This window comes from Kiloniella majae, assembly GCF_002118315.1.
Taxonomy (GTDB): Bacteria; Pseudomonadota; Alphaproteobacteria; order Kiloniellales; family Kiloniellaceae; genus Kiloniella; species Kiloniella majae.
Genome location: NZ_MTSZ01000007.1, coordinates 138054 through 154664, shown reverse-complemented (window position 1 = coordinate 154664; position 16611 = coordinate 138054). Strand labels below are relative to the sequence as shown.

Here is a 16611-nt window from a genome sequence, read left to right as displayed (position 1 = left end):
TAAAAATCAGTGCTTTTTTTAAAAACATACAATTTTGCTGTTCACGCTAGAATTTAAAACGTCTCAAACAACTATCTATAGGCAATTGTTGTTTCAAAATTATTTTAAAGAGAAATACCAAGTCCACACATTGGCAACACTATTCACAGATTTTGGATAATTGCCAAAGAGTTTACAAGATAGACAAAGCACTACCCATACGAACAAAACTCCCTATCTTATAAAAGAAAGTGTATCCTTTCTAAAAAATGGAGATCGGCATGACAGTAAAAATTGAAGCTTTCTTTCACGACGCAAGCAATACAATTTCCTATCTTGTCTGGGATATAAAAACCAAGAAATGTGCCGTGATAGATTCTGCTCTTGATTTTGATGCCAGCTCAGGACGAACCTCTACAGAAAGCGCGCAGAAGATCATTGATCTCCTCAGTGAACAAGACCTTACTTGCCAGTGGATTCTTGAAACCCATGTACACGCTGATCACTTAAGCGCCGCCCCGTTTATTAAAAAAAGTGTGGGCGGGAAAACAGCTGTAGGTAATCACATCCCTGAAATTCAAAAAACATTTAAAACAATCTATAACGCCGAATCAAATTTCAATACCGACGGCCAACAGTTTGACCACCTATTTGAAGATAGTGAAGAATTTTTGCTTGGCGAAACGGTTTGTAAAGTCATTCACACCCCCGGACACACGCCGGCCTGTGTTACCTACCTGATAGATGGGAATGCCTTTGTAGGGGATACACTTTTCATGCCTGACTTTGGCACCGCCCGAACGGATTTTCCGGGGGGAGACGCTGGACAGCTATATGATTCAATCGAAAAGATTTTATCTCTCGACGAAAATACAAAACTTTATACCTGTCACGATTATGCCCCCAATGGCCGTCAAATTGCCTGGGAGAGCACCGTCAAAGAACAACGTGATAACAACCTGCATGCGCACAAAGGTGTCACGAGAGACGACTTTATCAAGATGCGTACCGATCGGGACAAACAGCTCGCCATGCCAGCGCTTTTAATCCCTTCGATCCAAGTAAACATGCGTGCTGGTGATCTCCCTCCAAAAGAAGAAGACGGAGACAGGTATTTAAAAATTCCCCTAAACAAACTTTAACCGGCATGAATTCTGCTCAGCTCAAACGTAAGATCAGATCCGTAATAAAAAAGCAGCCATTTGGCTGCTTTTTTATTACCAGTTTAAAATCAAAATTATTAAATTGGATCAGGCTTTTCATGCTGTCCAACCGTTGCGATGCGAAGATTATTTGTTGCACCTGGCGTACCAAAAGGAACCCCCGCAGTTACGACAACTTTGTCACCGTTTTCGCAGAAACCTTCTCTGCGAGCGATACGAGTTGATTTACCAACCATCTCACCAAAACTGCTCACATCACGTGTATTCACAGAATGGACACCCCAGACCAAGGCCATCTTTCTTGCTACCCGCAAATCAGGTGTCAAACCAAGCAACGGTGTATTAGGGCGTCCACGCGCAGCCCGGAACGCTGTACTACCAGTTGTCGTAAAGGTGACAATTGCTTTTGCGTCAACCAAATCTGCCACATGGCGCGCTGCATCACTAATCGCGTCAGCTTCTGTTGGTTTAGGTAAAACTTCATCCGCATGCACCAGCTTGAGGTAGAGCGGATCCTGTTCGATGGTTTCGATAATACGGTTCATCATCGTCACAGCTTCAAAAGGATAGGCACCACTAGCTGATTCAGCAGACAACATCACAGCATCAGCACCGTCATAAACAGCTGTGGCAACATCAGATGCTTCTGCTCGCGTCGGCGTTGGAGCGGAAACCATTGTTTCCAGCATCTGTGTCGCCACAATCACAGGCTTCCCATGCTCGCGGCAGGTTCCAATAATGCGTTTTTGTAAAACAGGCACGTTTTCCGGTGGTAATTCTACACCCAGATCACCACGCGCAACCATAACCGCATCTGTCAGTTCGACAATAGCTTCAAGCTGCTCAATAGCCGATGGCTTCTCCAATTTGGCCATAACACCAGCACGCCCGTTAACAAGCTTTCGCGCTTCCATCACGTCTTCAGGACGCTGAACAAATGACAAAGCACACCAGTCACAGCCGAGTTCGAGACCGAACTCCATATCCAACAAATCTTTTTCCGTAAGCGCTGACAGTGGCAGAACAACACCAGGGACATTTACGCCCTTGTTGTTTGACAACACACCACCAACCACAACTTCAGTTGTGGCTTCTGTTCCGCTTATACCCGTCACACGTAGTCGTATCCGCCCGTCATCCAGCAATAGATCAGTTCCGACCTCAAGCGCATCAAAAATTTCTTTGTGTGGTAGAGTTGCCCGGGTTGCATCCCCAAGCTCATCTTTCATATCCAGCTTGAATGTAGTTCCATTTACCAATTCAGCAGAATCATTAACAAAGCGTCCCACACGTAATTTTGGTCCTTGCAGATCCATCAAAACCGCAATTGGACGCCCTGCTTCTTTTTCAACTTCACGGATCAGGTCATAACGCTCTTTATGATCTTCGTGGGTTCCATGGCTGAAATTAAGACGGAAAGTATCAACACCAGCTTCGAACAGCGCCGTAATAGTCTCCTTATCCGAACTGGCCGGGCCAAGTGTCGCTACAATCTTACAAAGACGCTTACGTTTCATTTCAGGAACCTTTTCAGTATGTTTATTTCAGGATTATATCCTGTTTTATCTGTCTTATCAGTTTTCTATTACAAAAGCTTGGCTCAACGACGACAGTTTTGTCTCGATCAACGAAACTATTGCACTGTACCCTCAAATCCGAGCTCAGGACCAGAATACAGAAAACGGCACGTGAATTCGTGCCGACTTTTTTCTTTTTATGTTTCTCTACAAAACACTGGTTTTATTGCCACCAACAAAATCAGGACAAAAAAAGATCAGGAGAGAGCCCTCTACTCTCTCCTGATCAAGTAGACCTAGAGGCTAAGCCCCAGGGCGACAGCAGTGTCAACCATACGGTTGGAGAACCCCCACTCGTTATCATACCAGCTCAAGACACGAACCAGACGATCACCAACAAGTTGGGTTTGCGTCAGATCAAAGGTCGAGCTGGCAGGAGAGTGGTTAAAATCTATTGAAACGAGAGGCTCATCATTTGTGTCCAAAACACCTTTGAGAGCACCTTCGGAAGCAGCGATCATTGCTGCATTAATTTCTTCGGCAGTTGTCTTTCTGCCCGCCGTGAACACGAGGTCGATCATGGAAACATTGGCTGTTGGGACACGAACAGCCGTTCCATCTAACTTGCCATCAAGTTCTGGCAGAACAAGACCAACAGCACGGGCCGCACCCGTAGATGTAGGGATCATGGAAAGAGCAGCAGCTCTGGCACGACGGAGGTCAGAGTGCATTGTATCAACAGTGTTCTGGTCACCGGTATAGGCGTGGACCGTAGTTACAAAGCCTTCTTCCAAGCCAACCAACTGATTGAGAACATGAGCAACAGGTGCCAGACAATTTGTCGTACAGGATGCATTGGAAACAATGGTATGTTCAGGCGCAATCTTATCGTGGTTCACACCATAAACTACCGTTAGATCAGCGTTTTTGCCCGGCGCAGAAATCAATACTTTCTTTGCGCCAGCTTCCAAATGAAGAGAGGCCTTTTCGCGATCAGTAAAGAGTCCGGTACACTCAAGAGCAACATCAACACCCAGCTCGCCCCAAGGCAAATCAGCAGGATTACGTTCTGACAAAGCAGCAATCCGCTTGCCTTCAATGATCAGAGCCTTATCGTCAGCTTTAATATCTTTACGAAGCGTACCATGAACCGAATCATATTTGAGAAGATGCGCATTGGCCTGAGCTGATGCCAAATCGTTGATTGCAACAACTTCAATATCATCACGACCAGATTCAATAATGGCCCTCATCACAAGCCGGCCAATACGACCAAAACCATTAATTGCTACGCGAACCGCCATAATCTGCTCCTCAGGGACTTAGTTATTTATAACTCTTGATGACAAAATGTTCATTTTTGAACATAAACACAAGTTATATTTTTCTAAAGTGAATATTTTATGACATGGTTTTTGGGCGCAAAGAATAGCGAGTTTAATTAAACCGAAACAAAACAACAAAAATAATCATTTAAAATCAATATATTAATAGAAAATTCAAGCAACATCAGAGTCGATTTTTTCAGCGCAAAACGAAATGATCACCGCAAACTCACCAGTGATTATGAATGTTCAGTTACAAAAGCTCTACAGAATCCAGTTTTAGCAGAGAACTTCGAGATCCAGTGACTTGATAATGGAAGACAAGGGTTCAGTCGGCATACTATCCGTAACCAATGTATTGATCTGAGACAGATGCCCCAAACGAACCAAAGCGTTTCGTCCGTATTTACTACTATCAGCAACCAGTAGTGTGTGCCGCGCGTTTTCTATAATCGTTTGAGAAACCCGGACACCGCCATAGTCATAATCCAAAAGACTACCGTCTTCATCAATACCTCCAACGGCGATCACACCATAGTCGGCACGGAACTGACGAAAGAAATCAATCGTCGCCTCACCAATAATGCTTCGATCAACATTCCGGACAACACCGCCTGCAACAATGATTTCAAAGCTGGGGTTGGGGCTCATAATATGCGCGACACTCAGGCTATTTGTAATGACACGCAAACCTGTATGCCCCATCAAAGCCTGGGCAACGCTTTCATTCGTTGTTCCCATGTTGATAAACAACGACGCATTATTCGGAATTTCACGCGCCACAAACTGAGCAATACCTTCTTTTTCCTGCGCGTTAATACCTTGGCGTTGTGTATAGTCGAGATTGAGAACAGAGGAACTGAAACTTGCCCCACCATGAAAGCGGTTGAGCAACTTGGCATCGCAGAGTTCATTTATATCCCGACGAATTGTTTGTGTGGTAACAGAGAAGTCCTGTGCCATTGAATCAATAGATACGAAGCCATTATCCTTCGCCAACTCAAGAATCTGCCTTTGACGACGACTAAGTTTTTCCAGATTCATCTGCATTCCTCACTAACAAATTCGCGCTTTTTATCAGCACTTGGCCCCTTTTACTCAATTTCCAACAAAAAAGGAACCGATGTTCACTTTACTTTCATAAACGAACATACGAAAGTAAAGATCAAAATCCAAGGGGAGTCAAAAGGGAAGCCGGAATGAGCGAAAACCAACACATTCTTTCAATTGATCAGGGCACAACAAGCAGCCGGGCAATTATCTTTGATGTCAAAGGCAACAACCTTGCAACATCGCAACAGGAGTTTCCTCAACTATTCCCTAACGACGGATGGGTCGAGCATGATCCTGAAGCCATCTGGTCTTCGACACTTGAAGTTTCTCGTAAGGCCCTGAAAGCAGCACAAGCCAAAGGCGCAAACGTCGTCACCATCGGCATTACCAATCAGCGGGAAACAACCGTTATCTGGGACAGGTCAACCGGACTACCGATCTACAATGCAATTGTCTGGCAGGATCGACGTACAGCGGAACTATGTTCAAAACTGAAAGAGCAAAATCATGAAGACAAAGTAACCGCCAAAACGGGCCTGTTACTTGATCCTTATTTTTCAGCAACAAAAGTTGCCTGGATTTTGGATAATGTCAAAGGTGCACGTGAAAAAGCAAACCGTGGTGAACTCGCCTTTGGTACCATTGACAGCTTCCTGCTTTGGCGCTTAACCGACGGTAAAGTACACGCCACAGATGTTACCAATGCGTCCAGAACGATGCTCTATAACATTCACGATCTCAAATGGGATAATGACCTTCTGGAGCTGTTTAATATTCCAGCCTCTCTTTTACCTGAAGTAAAAGACTCTGCCGCTGACTTTGGCACCACAAGTGCAGATATATTTGGGTCTCCCATTCCGGTTCAGGGTATTGCAGGTGACCAACAGGCAGCAAGCTTTGGGCAGACTTGCTATGACGCAGGCGACATCAAAAGTACCTATGGCACAGGCTGTTTTGTCCTATTGAATACAGGTGAAAAACCTCTGGCATCAAAAAATCGACTGCTCACCACTATTGGCTATCGGATTAATGGCAAGACATCCTACGCGCTGGAAGGTGCAATTTTTATGTCCGGCGCAGCAGTTCAATGGCTTCGCGACGGCCTTAAGATAATCAAATCAGCAACAGAGACCGAAGCGATAGCCAAAAGCCTTCCGGATAATAAAGGCGTTTACCTTGTCCCCGCCTTCACTGGCTTGGGGGCACCTTACTGGGATCCCCATGCACGCGGCTCGATCTATGGACTGACGAGAGACAGCGGACCAGAAGAAATCGTCCGCGCAACACTGGAAGCGGTTTGTTACCAGACCAGAGATCTTTTTGAAGCGATGGCAGATGATGGTATTGAGCCAAAAGCTTTGAAGGTTGACGGCGGAATGGTGGCCAATAACTGGGTCATGCAATTCCTTTCCGATACGCTAAATCTGGAAGTAGACAGACCTGCTGTCGCAGAGACTACCGCACTGGGAGCAGCCTATCTCGCGGGCCTTCAGCACGGGATTTATAAATCACTCGACGACATTAAAGAAAACTGGAAGCTGGATCGCAGCTTCACGCCAGAAATGAATGACGCAACCAGAAAACAGAACCTTGAAGGTTGGGATCTCGCGATCAAGAAAACCAGATATCAATAATTAAACGTGCTGTTTGGATACGAACCACAGCTCATCTCAGCATACGGCAACTATTTACGAAACCACAAAAGCCGGAACGATTTACGTTCCGGCTTTTGCTGCGACTTATTTAATGCAGGTCTAGCATTCATAAAAAAACTAACCGCCCCAAAGGCATTATTTCTTACGACGCTTTTTACCTATACTCTTTTTGAGGGCCTTCCCCCGCCCGGATAAGCTGGGATTCGTCATAAAGAAATTGTGTGCACTAAAGCCTACGCCAACAGGTTCTATGCGTTTAAAGGTCGTATCTTCTTGCATAATCCAACTCTGTGCTTCGTCCTGTAGATTAGCAAACATCACCTGATCCAACACCTGTCGCTTTACCGTATCATTTTCAATCGGCACCATTACTTCAACCCGACGGTCAAGATTCCGTGGCATTAAATCCGCTGATGAAATGTACACCTTTGCATCTGGGGACGGCAGCTCATGGCCATTACCGAAACAGAAAATACGGCTATGTTCCAAAAAGCGCCCGACAACACTCCGCACTTGTATGTTTTCCGACAAGCCAGCTATGCCCGCTTTCAGACAACAAATCCCCCGCGCCACAATTTCAATCTGCACTCCGGCATTACTGGCCTCATATAGCGCATCAATAATATCAGCATCAACCAGACTATTGACCTTAATCCAAATCGCGGCTGGCTTCCCTGCATTCGCATGTTTGATCTCAGATTCAATCTCTTTTTTGATCCGCTGGCGCAAGGTATTTGGTGCATATTCCAGCTTCTCCATCCCCTTTGGCGCCGCTGACCCTGTCGTAAAGTTAAACAGACAGGCCGCATCCCGCGCCAACTCTTCATTACAGGTAAAGAAGCTAAGATCGGTATAGATCTTTGCATTAATCGGGTGGTAATTACCTGTTCCGAAATGAACATAGGTTTTCATTCCATCACCATCGCGTCGTACCACCATCGACAACTTGGAATGAGTTTTCAGATCAACAAAACCATAAACAACCTGAACACCCGCGCGCTCCAGATCACGTGCCCAACGAATATTCGCCGCCTCGTCAAACCTCGCTTTCAACTCAACCAGCGCCGTCACCGACTTTCCCGCTTCAGCAGCATCAATCAAGGCCCGTACAATAGGTGACTGGTTTGATGTGCGATAAAGAGTCTGTTTAATGGCAACAACTTTCGGGTCGCGAGCCGCCTGCTTCACAAACTGAACAACAACATCAAAGCTTTCATAGGGATGATGAACAATAAAGTCCTTCGCCCGAATAGCAGCAAAACAATCCCCGCCAAAGTCCTTGATCCGTTCGGGGAAACGGGGCGTATAGCTTTCAAACAGAAGTTCGTGCCGCGAAGACACAATCATCTGGGACACATCTGAAATACCCAACATGCCAGCCAAGACAAAAACATCGTTCTCATTGACCAGATGGTGTTTTGTAACAAATGCACGCAGACTTTCCGGCATAGAAGCATCAATCTGAAGCCTGATAACGGAGCCACGACGCCGACGACGTAACATGGTTTCAAACGTTCGAACCAGGTCTTCCGCTTCTTCATCGACCTCTACATCCGAATCTCGCAGAATACGGAAAAGGCCATCACCCAAGAGCTCAAACCCCGGGAACAATGTATCCATAAACATACGAATAACATTCTCCAAGGCGATAAAGCGGTCTTGATTGCCCGGTAATTTCACAAAACGTTTGATATTATGAGGAATAGGAACAAGGCCATTAATTTGACGATTATCCTGATTTCGAGAAAGTTCCAGCGCCAGAACCAATCCTTTATTCGGAATAAAAGGGAATGGGTGAGCAGGATCAACCGCCAGCGGTGTCAGCGCCGGAAAAACCTGTGTCTGAAACCATGACGTTAGCCATTCTTTTTCGTCTGGATTAAGTTCATCCGGGCTTAAAAGGAAAACGTTTTTGGCCCGAAGTTTGGCAAACACATCCTGTAGAGCAACCTGCTGCTGTTGCATCAGGCGACCAGCTTGTATTGAAATTTCCTGTAGCTGTTCTGCTGGTGTTAAACCATCCTGACTGAGCTTCGTCACACCTGCGGCAACCTGCCCCATCAAGCCCGCCACACGAACCATATAAAATTCATCGAGATTACTCGCAGAGATCGATGCAAAGCGCAGACGCTCTAACAAGGGGTGCTGTGGATTACTGGCCTCTTCCAACACCCTGAAATTAAACGCTAACCAGGACAGTTCCCGATTAATGAAGCGCTTGGGCGATTTGATAGCCAGCCAATCACAATCAGGATGATCCGTTTTCTTTTCATAATCGTCAGTCCCTTCATCCGGAAGGTCAACAGCCAGATCATCCATCGTAAATTCCTAACCTCATACACAATCAGATTGATTGCATTAACAAGGTCAGGTTTCACTTTCATGTCAGATTAACCAAAGGAATTTGACAATTAGCGCGCAAAGAAAAAGCCCCGTCATTTAACGGGGCTTTTAAACTTAACTTTAAACCTTAGATTAGCTTTCTAATAAGATTAGTTTTATTTCTGAACCCAAGAACCATCCTCGGCCTGGAACCAGGTGCCGCTTGGTGCTTTACTCATAATCTGTTTGGCGTAAACCATACCAACCTGTTTAACACTTACGCCCTCTTTATTGGCCCGCTCCTGATAAATTTGTGTACGTTGCGCATTTGTCGAAGATACAAAATCAGATGCGGAGCTATCACGTGCAACGGCAAGGCCGTCGTAGCGTTCTCCAACGACACCAGAGCTACGCAAGCTATCAAGATCAGCTGCCCAGGCGGTTGGAATGACGGATGCAAACGCAAAAGCCAAGAACAGAACTCTCAACATTTTCATGTTTTTAAAAATCATTGTTTCAGTTTCCTCCACCAACAATCTAGAAGAGATCTGGGTTGTTATTGATGTCATTTTTCGCCTGATCTTCCAGACGAACACGTACTTCAGCATCCAACTTGATATTAAGGTTAATTGTAATTGGCTCTTTCGGGGCCTCAACCTTAACCGTTGGTGTACAAGCCTGAAGCCCCATAACAACCGCGGTAACAAGAACAAGCTGCTTGTTTATATTTTCATTCAGAAGGCCACCCAAGGCGTTATCCTCTGCCATTAATCATTAAATCCTCTGAAGAATAGTCATCGAAATAAGGCAAGGGAAAGGCATTTTTCCCCTACAGACGATTTCGATACCATTTCAAACATTGTCATTGTTTATTTATTCAACAGCCCGGAGACCAGTCCTCTTGAAATTTTTTGTCCCTGTAAAAGAACCTCAAGCAAAGGCTCTACCTTAGTTTCAAGATTAATGTTCAAGCGGAAAGGGTGCCCGTCGAGAACATCTTTATTAGCCCCGCTAATCCCCAAACTTACCTGAGCTGCAGAATTGATGGGCTTATCAATATCCAGTGTAAGTTCCGTATATTCAAAATTGTGCAAAGCTTTTACCAAGAGCTCAACCTGCTCACCGCCCGCCGCCAAAGCATCCGCGATCAGTTGCGAACGAATTTGTAAAACACCCGGCCCTTCTGTTGCCAAGGCTCCCTTTTCGATAATAATTTGTTCGCCTTCAAACCTAATCGGAATTTCACCTGTTAACTGCCCTGTACCACTTAGATCTTCACGCCCAATCAACGTGAAAAGTTCTTTGAGATCCAATTTATCAACTCTCAACCGTACCGATTTTTGATCCGCTAGAACGGGAATTTTTTGAGGCACAAAACCAAGATTTCCCCCGGCGATCATCAACTCGGCAGTACGCAAATCAACAATAAAATCATCCGCTTCCGGCACAACACCAAAAACCAGTTGAATATCCGAAATCGGAACGCCCGAGTCAAAAAAAGCAATCTCAAGCTTCTGTCCCGGCGGCAAAACGGGTTCTGTTATGCCCTGAAAGAAAAAACGTCCAACCAGCCCTTTAAAAGGAAGTTCATTAATCTCTGCATCGGATATATCCACATTCAGATACCCATGCCCGTCAGGAATGCCCTTATCCAGTTTCATCTCAGCGCGCCCGGAAACCGAGCCATCGAGAATTTTCAGATCAGATAGGTGAGGAGTAAGTATCTTCGGCTGCATGCCGTTTTCGTTAAACGAAACCGGAGGGATAATCGCCTCAATATCTCCGTTAAGAGAGATTAAATTCATATCCCCTTCAAGATTTAATAACTGCGTTCCTTCGAAGAGCTCGATATCAGCAGACAAAGCCGTCTTTTCCAGGGAGCCTGATGTCTCGTTCTTAAAAATAAATGTGGGCAATCCAAGTTCAGGATCTTCTTGTTTGATGTTTGCTTCCGATCGGCTATCAAGAATAAGTGCCTTAACATCAAAGTCATTCGCAGGTTGGAAAAAAGGCGTAGAGATATCATTACGAACAGAGCTGATCTTTAGCTTTTGATCCGGCAATTCGATTTCAGATACTGTTGTCCCGATATGCCACTTGTCTCCCTCGCGTCCCCGAAGATTACTCAGAAGATCTGAAACGATGATATCTTTGTTTTCTTTGATCAAATTGAGCTTCATCGCTTTAACATGGAAGTCACCGGAAACACTTCTGAGTTCAACAGCATTATCTGCCGCATCCGGAAGACGTTCAAATTCACTCTCAATATTTTTAAAGGAAAGAAGCCCTTTGGCCTGAGTTCGAATAACGTCCGGAACTTCGAATTTATCAAGCTCTACTTGCCCCTCACCCCTTGAAAAGATCAACTTATCCTTATCTAGGGAAAAGCTTCCTCCTGCAGTGCCTTGTGTAACCTTTAGCAGATAATCGGCCTGTTCTTTTGACTGAGTATTATCAACACCCTCTGCTTCGATTTTCCAGTCACCGCGCCAACTCTCTGACGCACCTTTTGATACAGTGGCGGTTAATGCTCCGTCAGATATTTTATACCCCGCAAGCTCCAGTGCTTTTCCTCTAATATCAAGAGCCGCATTTTCCAGTTCTACTTGATCATACCCTTGACTGACGCTTCCCGTTACCTGCGACAGAGACGTGATCTCAACAGGTGTTTCTCCGCGAATTTTAACACCAATCTTACCTGCAACAGGGCGCTCATCATTCAAAGTAAAAGCGGCCGTAGTTTCGGCAGGATCGATTTGTCCCGATAGGGAGGCACCGAACATTTGATTTATGACAGGGGGAATAACTTCATCGGCAGACAAATTCGTTACATTAAACTGCCCGACATCTCCAAGACTGACTTTCGTCTCCGGGCCTTTTTGTGCAAGCTTTAAGGGTACCTGCCCATCAAAGCGAGTCCCTGAAGCCAACTGACCTTCAGCCTCAAGATTTGCCGTCAAATTCACTGTCGCTTGCCCCAAATGAAGCATTAGGGGATTAACTGCTTCACGCCACTTCGACGGCTGACTTTCTCCGACATCAATCTGTCCGACACCATCCAGATTTACCTTCATTCGGGTACGTTCTATATCGAGCGGCAAGAAGGCCTTTGGTATGTTCCCCGTTATATCACCAAAAATATTCCAATTCAGACCGGGATCATCCAGAAAAAACGATGCCGCACCTTCGCCAGAAAGGCCAATTTTCTGCCACTTGATATCCCAGTCAATTTGCAGATCAGAACTCGAAAAAATTGCGCCGAGATAAAATTCTTCCGGCTCATAGTCAGCTAAGTGCCCACCTTCAAAACTTACCCATCCCTGTACATCATCTTCCGAATGCCCCCGAACCTCGACAGCAAAAGGCAACTCTGCTGCCCCCAGGTCGGTCTTGATTTGAAGGCTACTATCATTGATTTTAAGCGCGGGTCTAAAGGGGAGTATAGGTAAGGATGATTGTGTTTCTGTTTGCCCGTCAGATACAAACAAACGGTCTAAAGACCCTAGAACAGGCCCCTGTCCAGTCACATCAAGCCACAGTGACAAACGGTCCAGATCAACGGCCAGCTCACCACCTTGCCACAAATTCATCAGATCGTAGGATAAAACAAGACGATCAAGGGTAACCTCGCTCTCAATCCCGACAACTACCTTCTGAATAACTATTTCACGATGAGAGACTTCAGAAACCTCGGCAGAGAAGCCGGGTAATGCCAGATTGTCTGCAACCTGATCCAAGAGATACTGGGCAAGAGGGAGACGATAATAGATTGCGGAACCAATGATCAAAAGCATCACCGCCCCAAACCACAAGAGCCTGCGCCCCCACTTTCTCAAGCTATTTTTCCCTGCAATCATATTTTCAGATTAACACAGGAGACGTGGGAAGAAAGTGTCTATTGATTTGATACTCAAGAATAATGAGATGGAAATTGAATAGAGAAACAAACACTTAATCGAGAACACTTTGTGGTCAAGCAATATCACATATTGTAGTTTGTTACATAAAAGCACACCTATAAAAGCAAATAGACAATATTTCAGGAGCAAATGAGGCCATGGCAGAGAGGATCAAGGTTCTTATTCATGCAATCAAGGATCAAGCCCTCAATATCAAGACCTATGAACTCGTCAGCCCTGATGGCGAGCCTCTTCCTCTCTTTACTCCCGGCGCACATATTGATTTTTTCCTGCCCGACAATTTGATCAGGCAATACTCCTTATCGAACTCAGCCGATGAGAGAAATCGATACGTCGTTGGTATTCAAAAAGAAGAACAAGGGCGTGGTGGGTCTTGTCTCATCCACGATCAATTCAAGATCGGCGATGAAATCGAAATTTCTGCTCCTAGAAACAACTTCAAGCTGGATGAGACAGCCCAACGCTATAAGCTTATTGCTGGTGGAATTGGCATTACCCCGATCATGTCCATGGCCCGCCGATTGAAATCCATCGGCAAACCTTTTCAGCTATATTACGCATGCCGCAATGAACAACGTGCAGCTTTTATCGAAGAGTTGAGATCCACAGAACTATCGAAACATGTGGTACTTTCCTACGATGATGTTCACGGCCCTCTCAACACATTGGCTTTGTTCGGGCGACCAGAACCAAATGTGCAAATATATTGCTGCGGCCCAACCGGCCTGATGGATGCCGTAAAATCGGCGACCAACCCCTGGTCTGAGGGCAGTGTTAGATTTGAACATTTCTCCGTGAGTGAAGACATTGGCCCAAAAGACGATGATGGCAGCTTCGAAGTCATTATCCAAAGCACAGGGCGGGTGTTAAAAATTCCCAAGGACAAAAGCATTCTGAGTGTTCTGGAAGAGAACGGAATATTTATAGATCATGCCTGTTGCGAAGGTATCTGCGGCACTTGCGAAACAGGTCTTATTGATGGCGAAGCAGATCATCGTGACATGATACTAACCGAAGCAGAGAAACAGGAAAATAAGCAAATCATGGTGTGCTGTTCCAGGGCAAAGACATCAACCCTGACACTCGATCTCTAATCGCCCCTCGCCAATACAATGCTGTAAAAGAAGATGTTTTCCTCTTAAGTAAAATCACGAGGTAGCATCAAACGTTTTTCTGACCTATCATGCTTGCAGTTTAATCCTTTAACCACTTTTACCTATTCCGGGGGAATTTATGTCCTATTTTAAACTTGTCCTTGCTGCTCTTTTCATTACAGGCCTGAGCGCCTGCTCACCTGAAGTTGGCAGCACAGAATGGTGTGATGCGTTGAAAGAAAAGCCAAAAGGCGATTGGTCTGCGAATGAAGCCGCTGATTTCGCAAAACACTGTATTCTGTAATACACATTAATTCTACAAAGGTGCGCCTATGGGTGAGGGGTTGGATAAAGAACTTCAGGAATTTGTCTCTGTATCAGAAAGCTTTTCCACACCAGGAACAAGTGACCTGAAAGATATCAGGGCCAGTTACAATCTGATGTGTCAGCACTACAATACCCCTCACCCTGAGGGCCTTAAGGTTCTCGAAGGCGCAGTCGAGGGCCCGGAAGGCGACATTCCTATCCGGGTTTATCGCCCCACCGAAACAATACCCGCCAAAACGATTGGTGAGACGGCCCCAAATGCGGCTAAAAAACATCCAACTCTCTTATATTTTCATGGGGGTGGTTGGGTTCTTGGCGATCTGGATAGTCACGATGCCATTACGGCTGATCTTGCCAACCAGGCTAGGGTACAGGTTATCGCCGTCGATTACCGTCTGGCCCCTGAGCATGTTTATCCAGCCGCTTTAGATGATTGCTGGGCCGTCTATCAGGCCATAACAGAAAGCCCGGAAATCTTCGGAGCAGATAGTGACCGCTTAATCATCGGCGGTGATTCAGCTGGTGCATCGCTGGCTGCAAGCGTTGCACTTATCGCAAGGGACATAAACCTCCTCGGTTTTAATGCACCGTCTCTCAAAGGTCAGCTGCTGATATATCCAGCTCTGACAAGCGAAAATCTTCCTTCACGCACCACACAGGCACAAGCACCGCTGTTCAGTACGCCCGACTTGGATAACTTCATTGACTATTATCTCGGGCACAAAGCCACCGAAGAAGATAAACAGGATTTCAAAATTTTCCCGGCACAAGCTGGCGACTTTTCAAAACTTCCAACTGCCTTCATCAGTGCAGCAGAGCTTGACCCCTTGGCCGACGATGGCCCTGATTATGCAGACAAGTTAAAAGCCACTGGCGTTCAGGTAAAATCCCTTGTCGAACCGGGCCTGATGCATGGTTGGCTGCGGGCCCGCCACAGTAGCCCAAGGGCTGCCAAGGCCTTTGCCAGAATTGTGCAGGCCCTTAGAAACCTATCCGCATAAAACGTCCACTCCTGATTTCTGCATATAGCCTGACGTTTTTTCTCAGCGCTTGGTGTCTTTTTTACGCACAAGTGTCATGCCATCCGAAAAGGGAAGTGTCACCATTTCTACCCGTTCGTCTTTGACAACAATTTCATTCAACTGGCGAATAGCGTCTGTAATCGGCTCTTTCACAGCAGTCTTGGCGACGTTTCCATACCAAAGCACATTATCAATCACCAGCAAGCCATCCGGCTTCAAAATCTTGAGACAAGCCTCGTAATATTCAGGATATCGCTCTTTATCCGCATCAAGAAAAATCAAATCGAATTCAAGCCCTTTATCCTGCAGTCTCGCAACTTCTGCCAAAGCATCACACAAACGGAGTTCAATCTTGTCTTCGACACCGGCTTCGAGCCAAAAAGCCTCGGCAATGTCAGTGAACTTCTTTTGATTATCCAGCCCAAGCAATACACCATCATCGGGTAATGCCTTGGCCATGCACAAACTGCTGTAGCCGGTGAAAACACCAATTTCCAAAACAGATCGGGCTTTTAACATCCTCACAAGAAAGAACAGGAACTGCCCTTGTTCCGGACACACCTGCATATGGCCGAATCTCATTTGCAATGTTTCAGCTCTCAAGCGGGCGAGTAACGCATCTTCGCGCCCCCCAAAGCTTATGAGATACTCCTGCAACTCATCCGTAATAGAAACATGGCGAGAATTCATAAAAAAATTCCATTGTTTTCAAACATTCACGACACCTTTTACCATAGCAACGACCTATTTCGACAAGCATAAATTACAGTGTCGCAAACGTCGATCTGCCTGTCGTTTTTCAAGGCGACCACGAGACATGGTTTCATAAAATCAGCTTTAGTAATGAATTTAAAAATGACAACTCCTCCAGGTGTTTCATGAGATTAAAATCTTGATTTCATGAAAATAATTGGGAAGTCGGTCCGCGCAACTTTACGTCCCACAGCGCAAATCCGACGCTGCCCCCGCAACGGTAGGAGAGGAATAGAGACCACAGGATATCCACTGGATCAAACTCTGGGAAGGATGTGATCTCCGCCATAAAGTATGGCCCTCTCGAGCCCGGAAACCAGCCTGAGGCAAGTCTAGAAGTCGCGGTGGGCGATTGGAACGACCTGTTGATCTCTAAGCAGCATAAAAGCGTGCCAGAGACAACGCTGTTCCCTTCCCCGTCGCTCGTCAGAATTTACTGCTCAAAAATGATATTTGAGTGGTGCGCTTGTTGCTGGATAGG

The 16611-nt window shown here is 45.7% G+C and carries 13 protein-coding genes and 1 riboswitch; of the genes, 5 read left to right on the top strand and 8 right to left on the bottom strand.

Annotation, left to right across the window (positions count from 1 at the left end; all coding sequences use genetic code 11):
- Window positions 1-260: 260 nt before the first annotated feature.
- On the top strand, window positions 261-1121 hold the full coding sequence (locus BKB51_RS17515) for an MBL fold metallo-hydrolase (protein ID WP_085902414.1): 861 nt from the start codon (window positions 261-263) through the stop codon (window positions 1119-1121).
- 98 nt (window positions 1122-1219) lie between these two features.
- Here BKB51_RS17515 and pyk read toward each other — a convergent pair whose 3' ends face one another.
- From pyk to BKB51_RS17500, 3 genes are all read right to left on the bottom strand, one after another.
- A complete protein-coding gene (gene pyk, locus BKB51_RS17510) occupies window positions 1220-2659 on the bottom strand; it encodes a pyruvate kinase (RefSeq protein WP_085902413.1) in 1440 nt (479 codons plus the stop codon).
- Window positions 2660-2955: 296 nt separating this feature from the next.
- Complete coding sequence (gene gap / locus BKB51_RS17505) at window positions 2956-3963, bottom strand: type I glyceraldehyde-3-phosphate dehydrogenase (protein ID WP_085902412.1); 1008 nt, start codon at window positions 3961-3963, stop codon at window positions 2956-2958.
- Between the two features lie 300 nt (window positions 3964-4263).
- Window positions 4264-5028: a DeoR/GlpR family DNA-binding transcription regulator gene (locus tag BKB51_RS17500; RefSeq protein ID WP_125911869.1), complete on the bottom strand. Its 765-nt coding sequence runs from the start codon at window positions 5026-5028 to the stop codon at window positions 4264-4266.
- Between the two features lie 155 nt (window positions 5029-5183).
- On the opposite strand from BKB51_RS17500, the gene glpK reads away from it, so the two are divergent.
- On the top strand, window positions 5184-6671 hold the full coding sequence (gene glpK / locus BKB51_RS17495; protein WP_085902411.1) for a glycerol kinase GlpK: 1488 nt from the start codon (window positions 5184-5186) through the stop codon (window positions 6669-6671).
- Between the two features lie 156 nt (window positions 6672-6827).
- On the opposite strand, the gene BKB51_RS17490 is transcribed toward glpK, so the two are convergent.
- From BKB51_RS17490 to BKB51_RS17475, 4 genes are all read right to left on the bottom strand, one after another.
- Window positions 6828-9011, bottom strand: coding sequence for an RNA degradosome polyphosphate kinase (locus BKB51_RS17490; protein WP_085902410.1), 2184 nt, complete (start codon window positions 9009-9011; stop codon window positions 6828-6830).
- A gap of 179 nt (window positions 9012-9190) precedes the next feature.
- A complete protein-coding gene (locus tag BKB51_RS17485) occupies window positions 9191-9526 on the bottom strand; it encodes a YdbL family probable chaperone protein (protein WP_085902409.1) in 336 nt (111 codons plus the stop codon).
- Between the two features lie 25 nt (window positions 9527-9551).
- On the bottom strand, window positions 9552-9782 hold the full coding sequence (locus BKB51_RS17480; protein WP_085902408.1) for a YnbE family lipoprotein: 231 nt from the start codon (window positions 9780-9782) through the stop codon (window positions 9552-9554).
- A gap of 101 nt (window positions 9783-9883) precedes the next feature.
- Window positions 9884-12850, bottom strand: a complete 2967-nt coding sequence (locus BKB51_RS17475) for an intermembrane phospholipid transport protein YdbH family protein (RefSeq protein WP_158090271.1) — start codon at window positions 12848-12850, stop codon at window positions 9884-9886.
- Window positions 12851-13071: 221 nt separating this feature from the next.
- Between BKB51_RS17475 and BKB51_RS17470 the strand changes: the two genes are divergently transcribed.
- The 3 genes from BKB51_RS17470 to BKB51_RS17460 all read left to right on the top strand — a co-directional run bounded on the left by BKB51_RS17470 (window position 13072) and on the right by BKB51_RS17460 (window position 15356).
- Window positions 13072-14028 carry a PDR/VanB family oxidoreductase gene (locus tag BKB51_RS17470; protein WP_085902406.1) on the top strand — a complete coding sequence of 319 codons (957 nt, stop codon included), beginning with the start codon at window positions 13072-13074 and terminating at the stop codon, window positions 14026-14028.
- A gap of 139 nt (window positions 14029-14167) precedes the next feature.
- Window positions 14168-14332: a DUF3012 domain-containing protein gene (locus BKB51_RS17465; RefSeq protein ID WP_085902405.1), complete on the top strand. Its 165-nt coding sequence runs from the start codon at window positions 14168-14170 to the stop codon at window positions 14330-14332.
- Between the two features lie 28 nt (window positions 14333-14360).
- Window positions 14361-15356 (top strand): alpha/beta hydrolase, encoded by a 996-nt coding sequence (locus BKB51_RS17460; RefSeq protein WP_085902404.1) that lies wholly within the window; start codon window positions 14361-14363, stop codon window positions 15354-15356.
- A gap of 42 nt (window positions 15357-15398) precedes the next feature.
- On the opposite strand, the gene BKB51_RS17455 is transcribed toward BKB51_RS17460, so the two are convergent.
- Complete coding sequence (locus BKB51_RS17455) at window positions 15399-16067, bottom strand: O-methyltransferase (RefSeq protein WP_085902403.1); 669 nt, start codon at window positions 16065-16067, stop codon at window positions 15399-15401.
- Between the two features lie 162 nt (window positions 16068-16229).
- A riboswitch (cobalamin riboswitch) is annotated at window positions 16230-16469 on the top strand.
- Window positions 16470-16611: the final 142 nt, after the last annotated feature.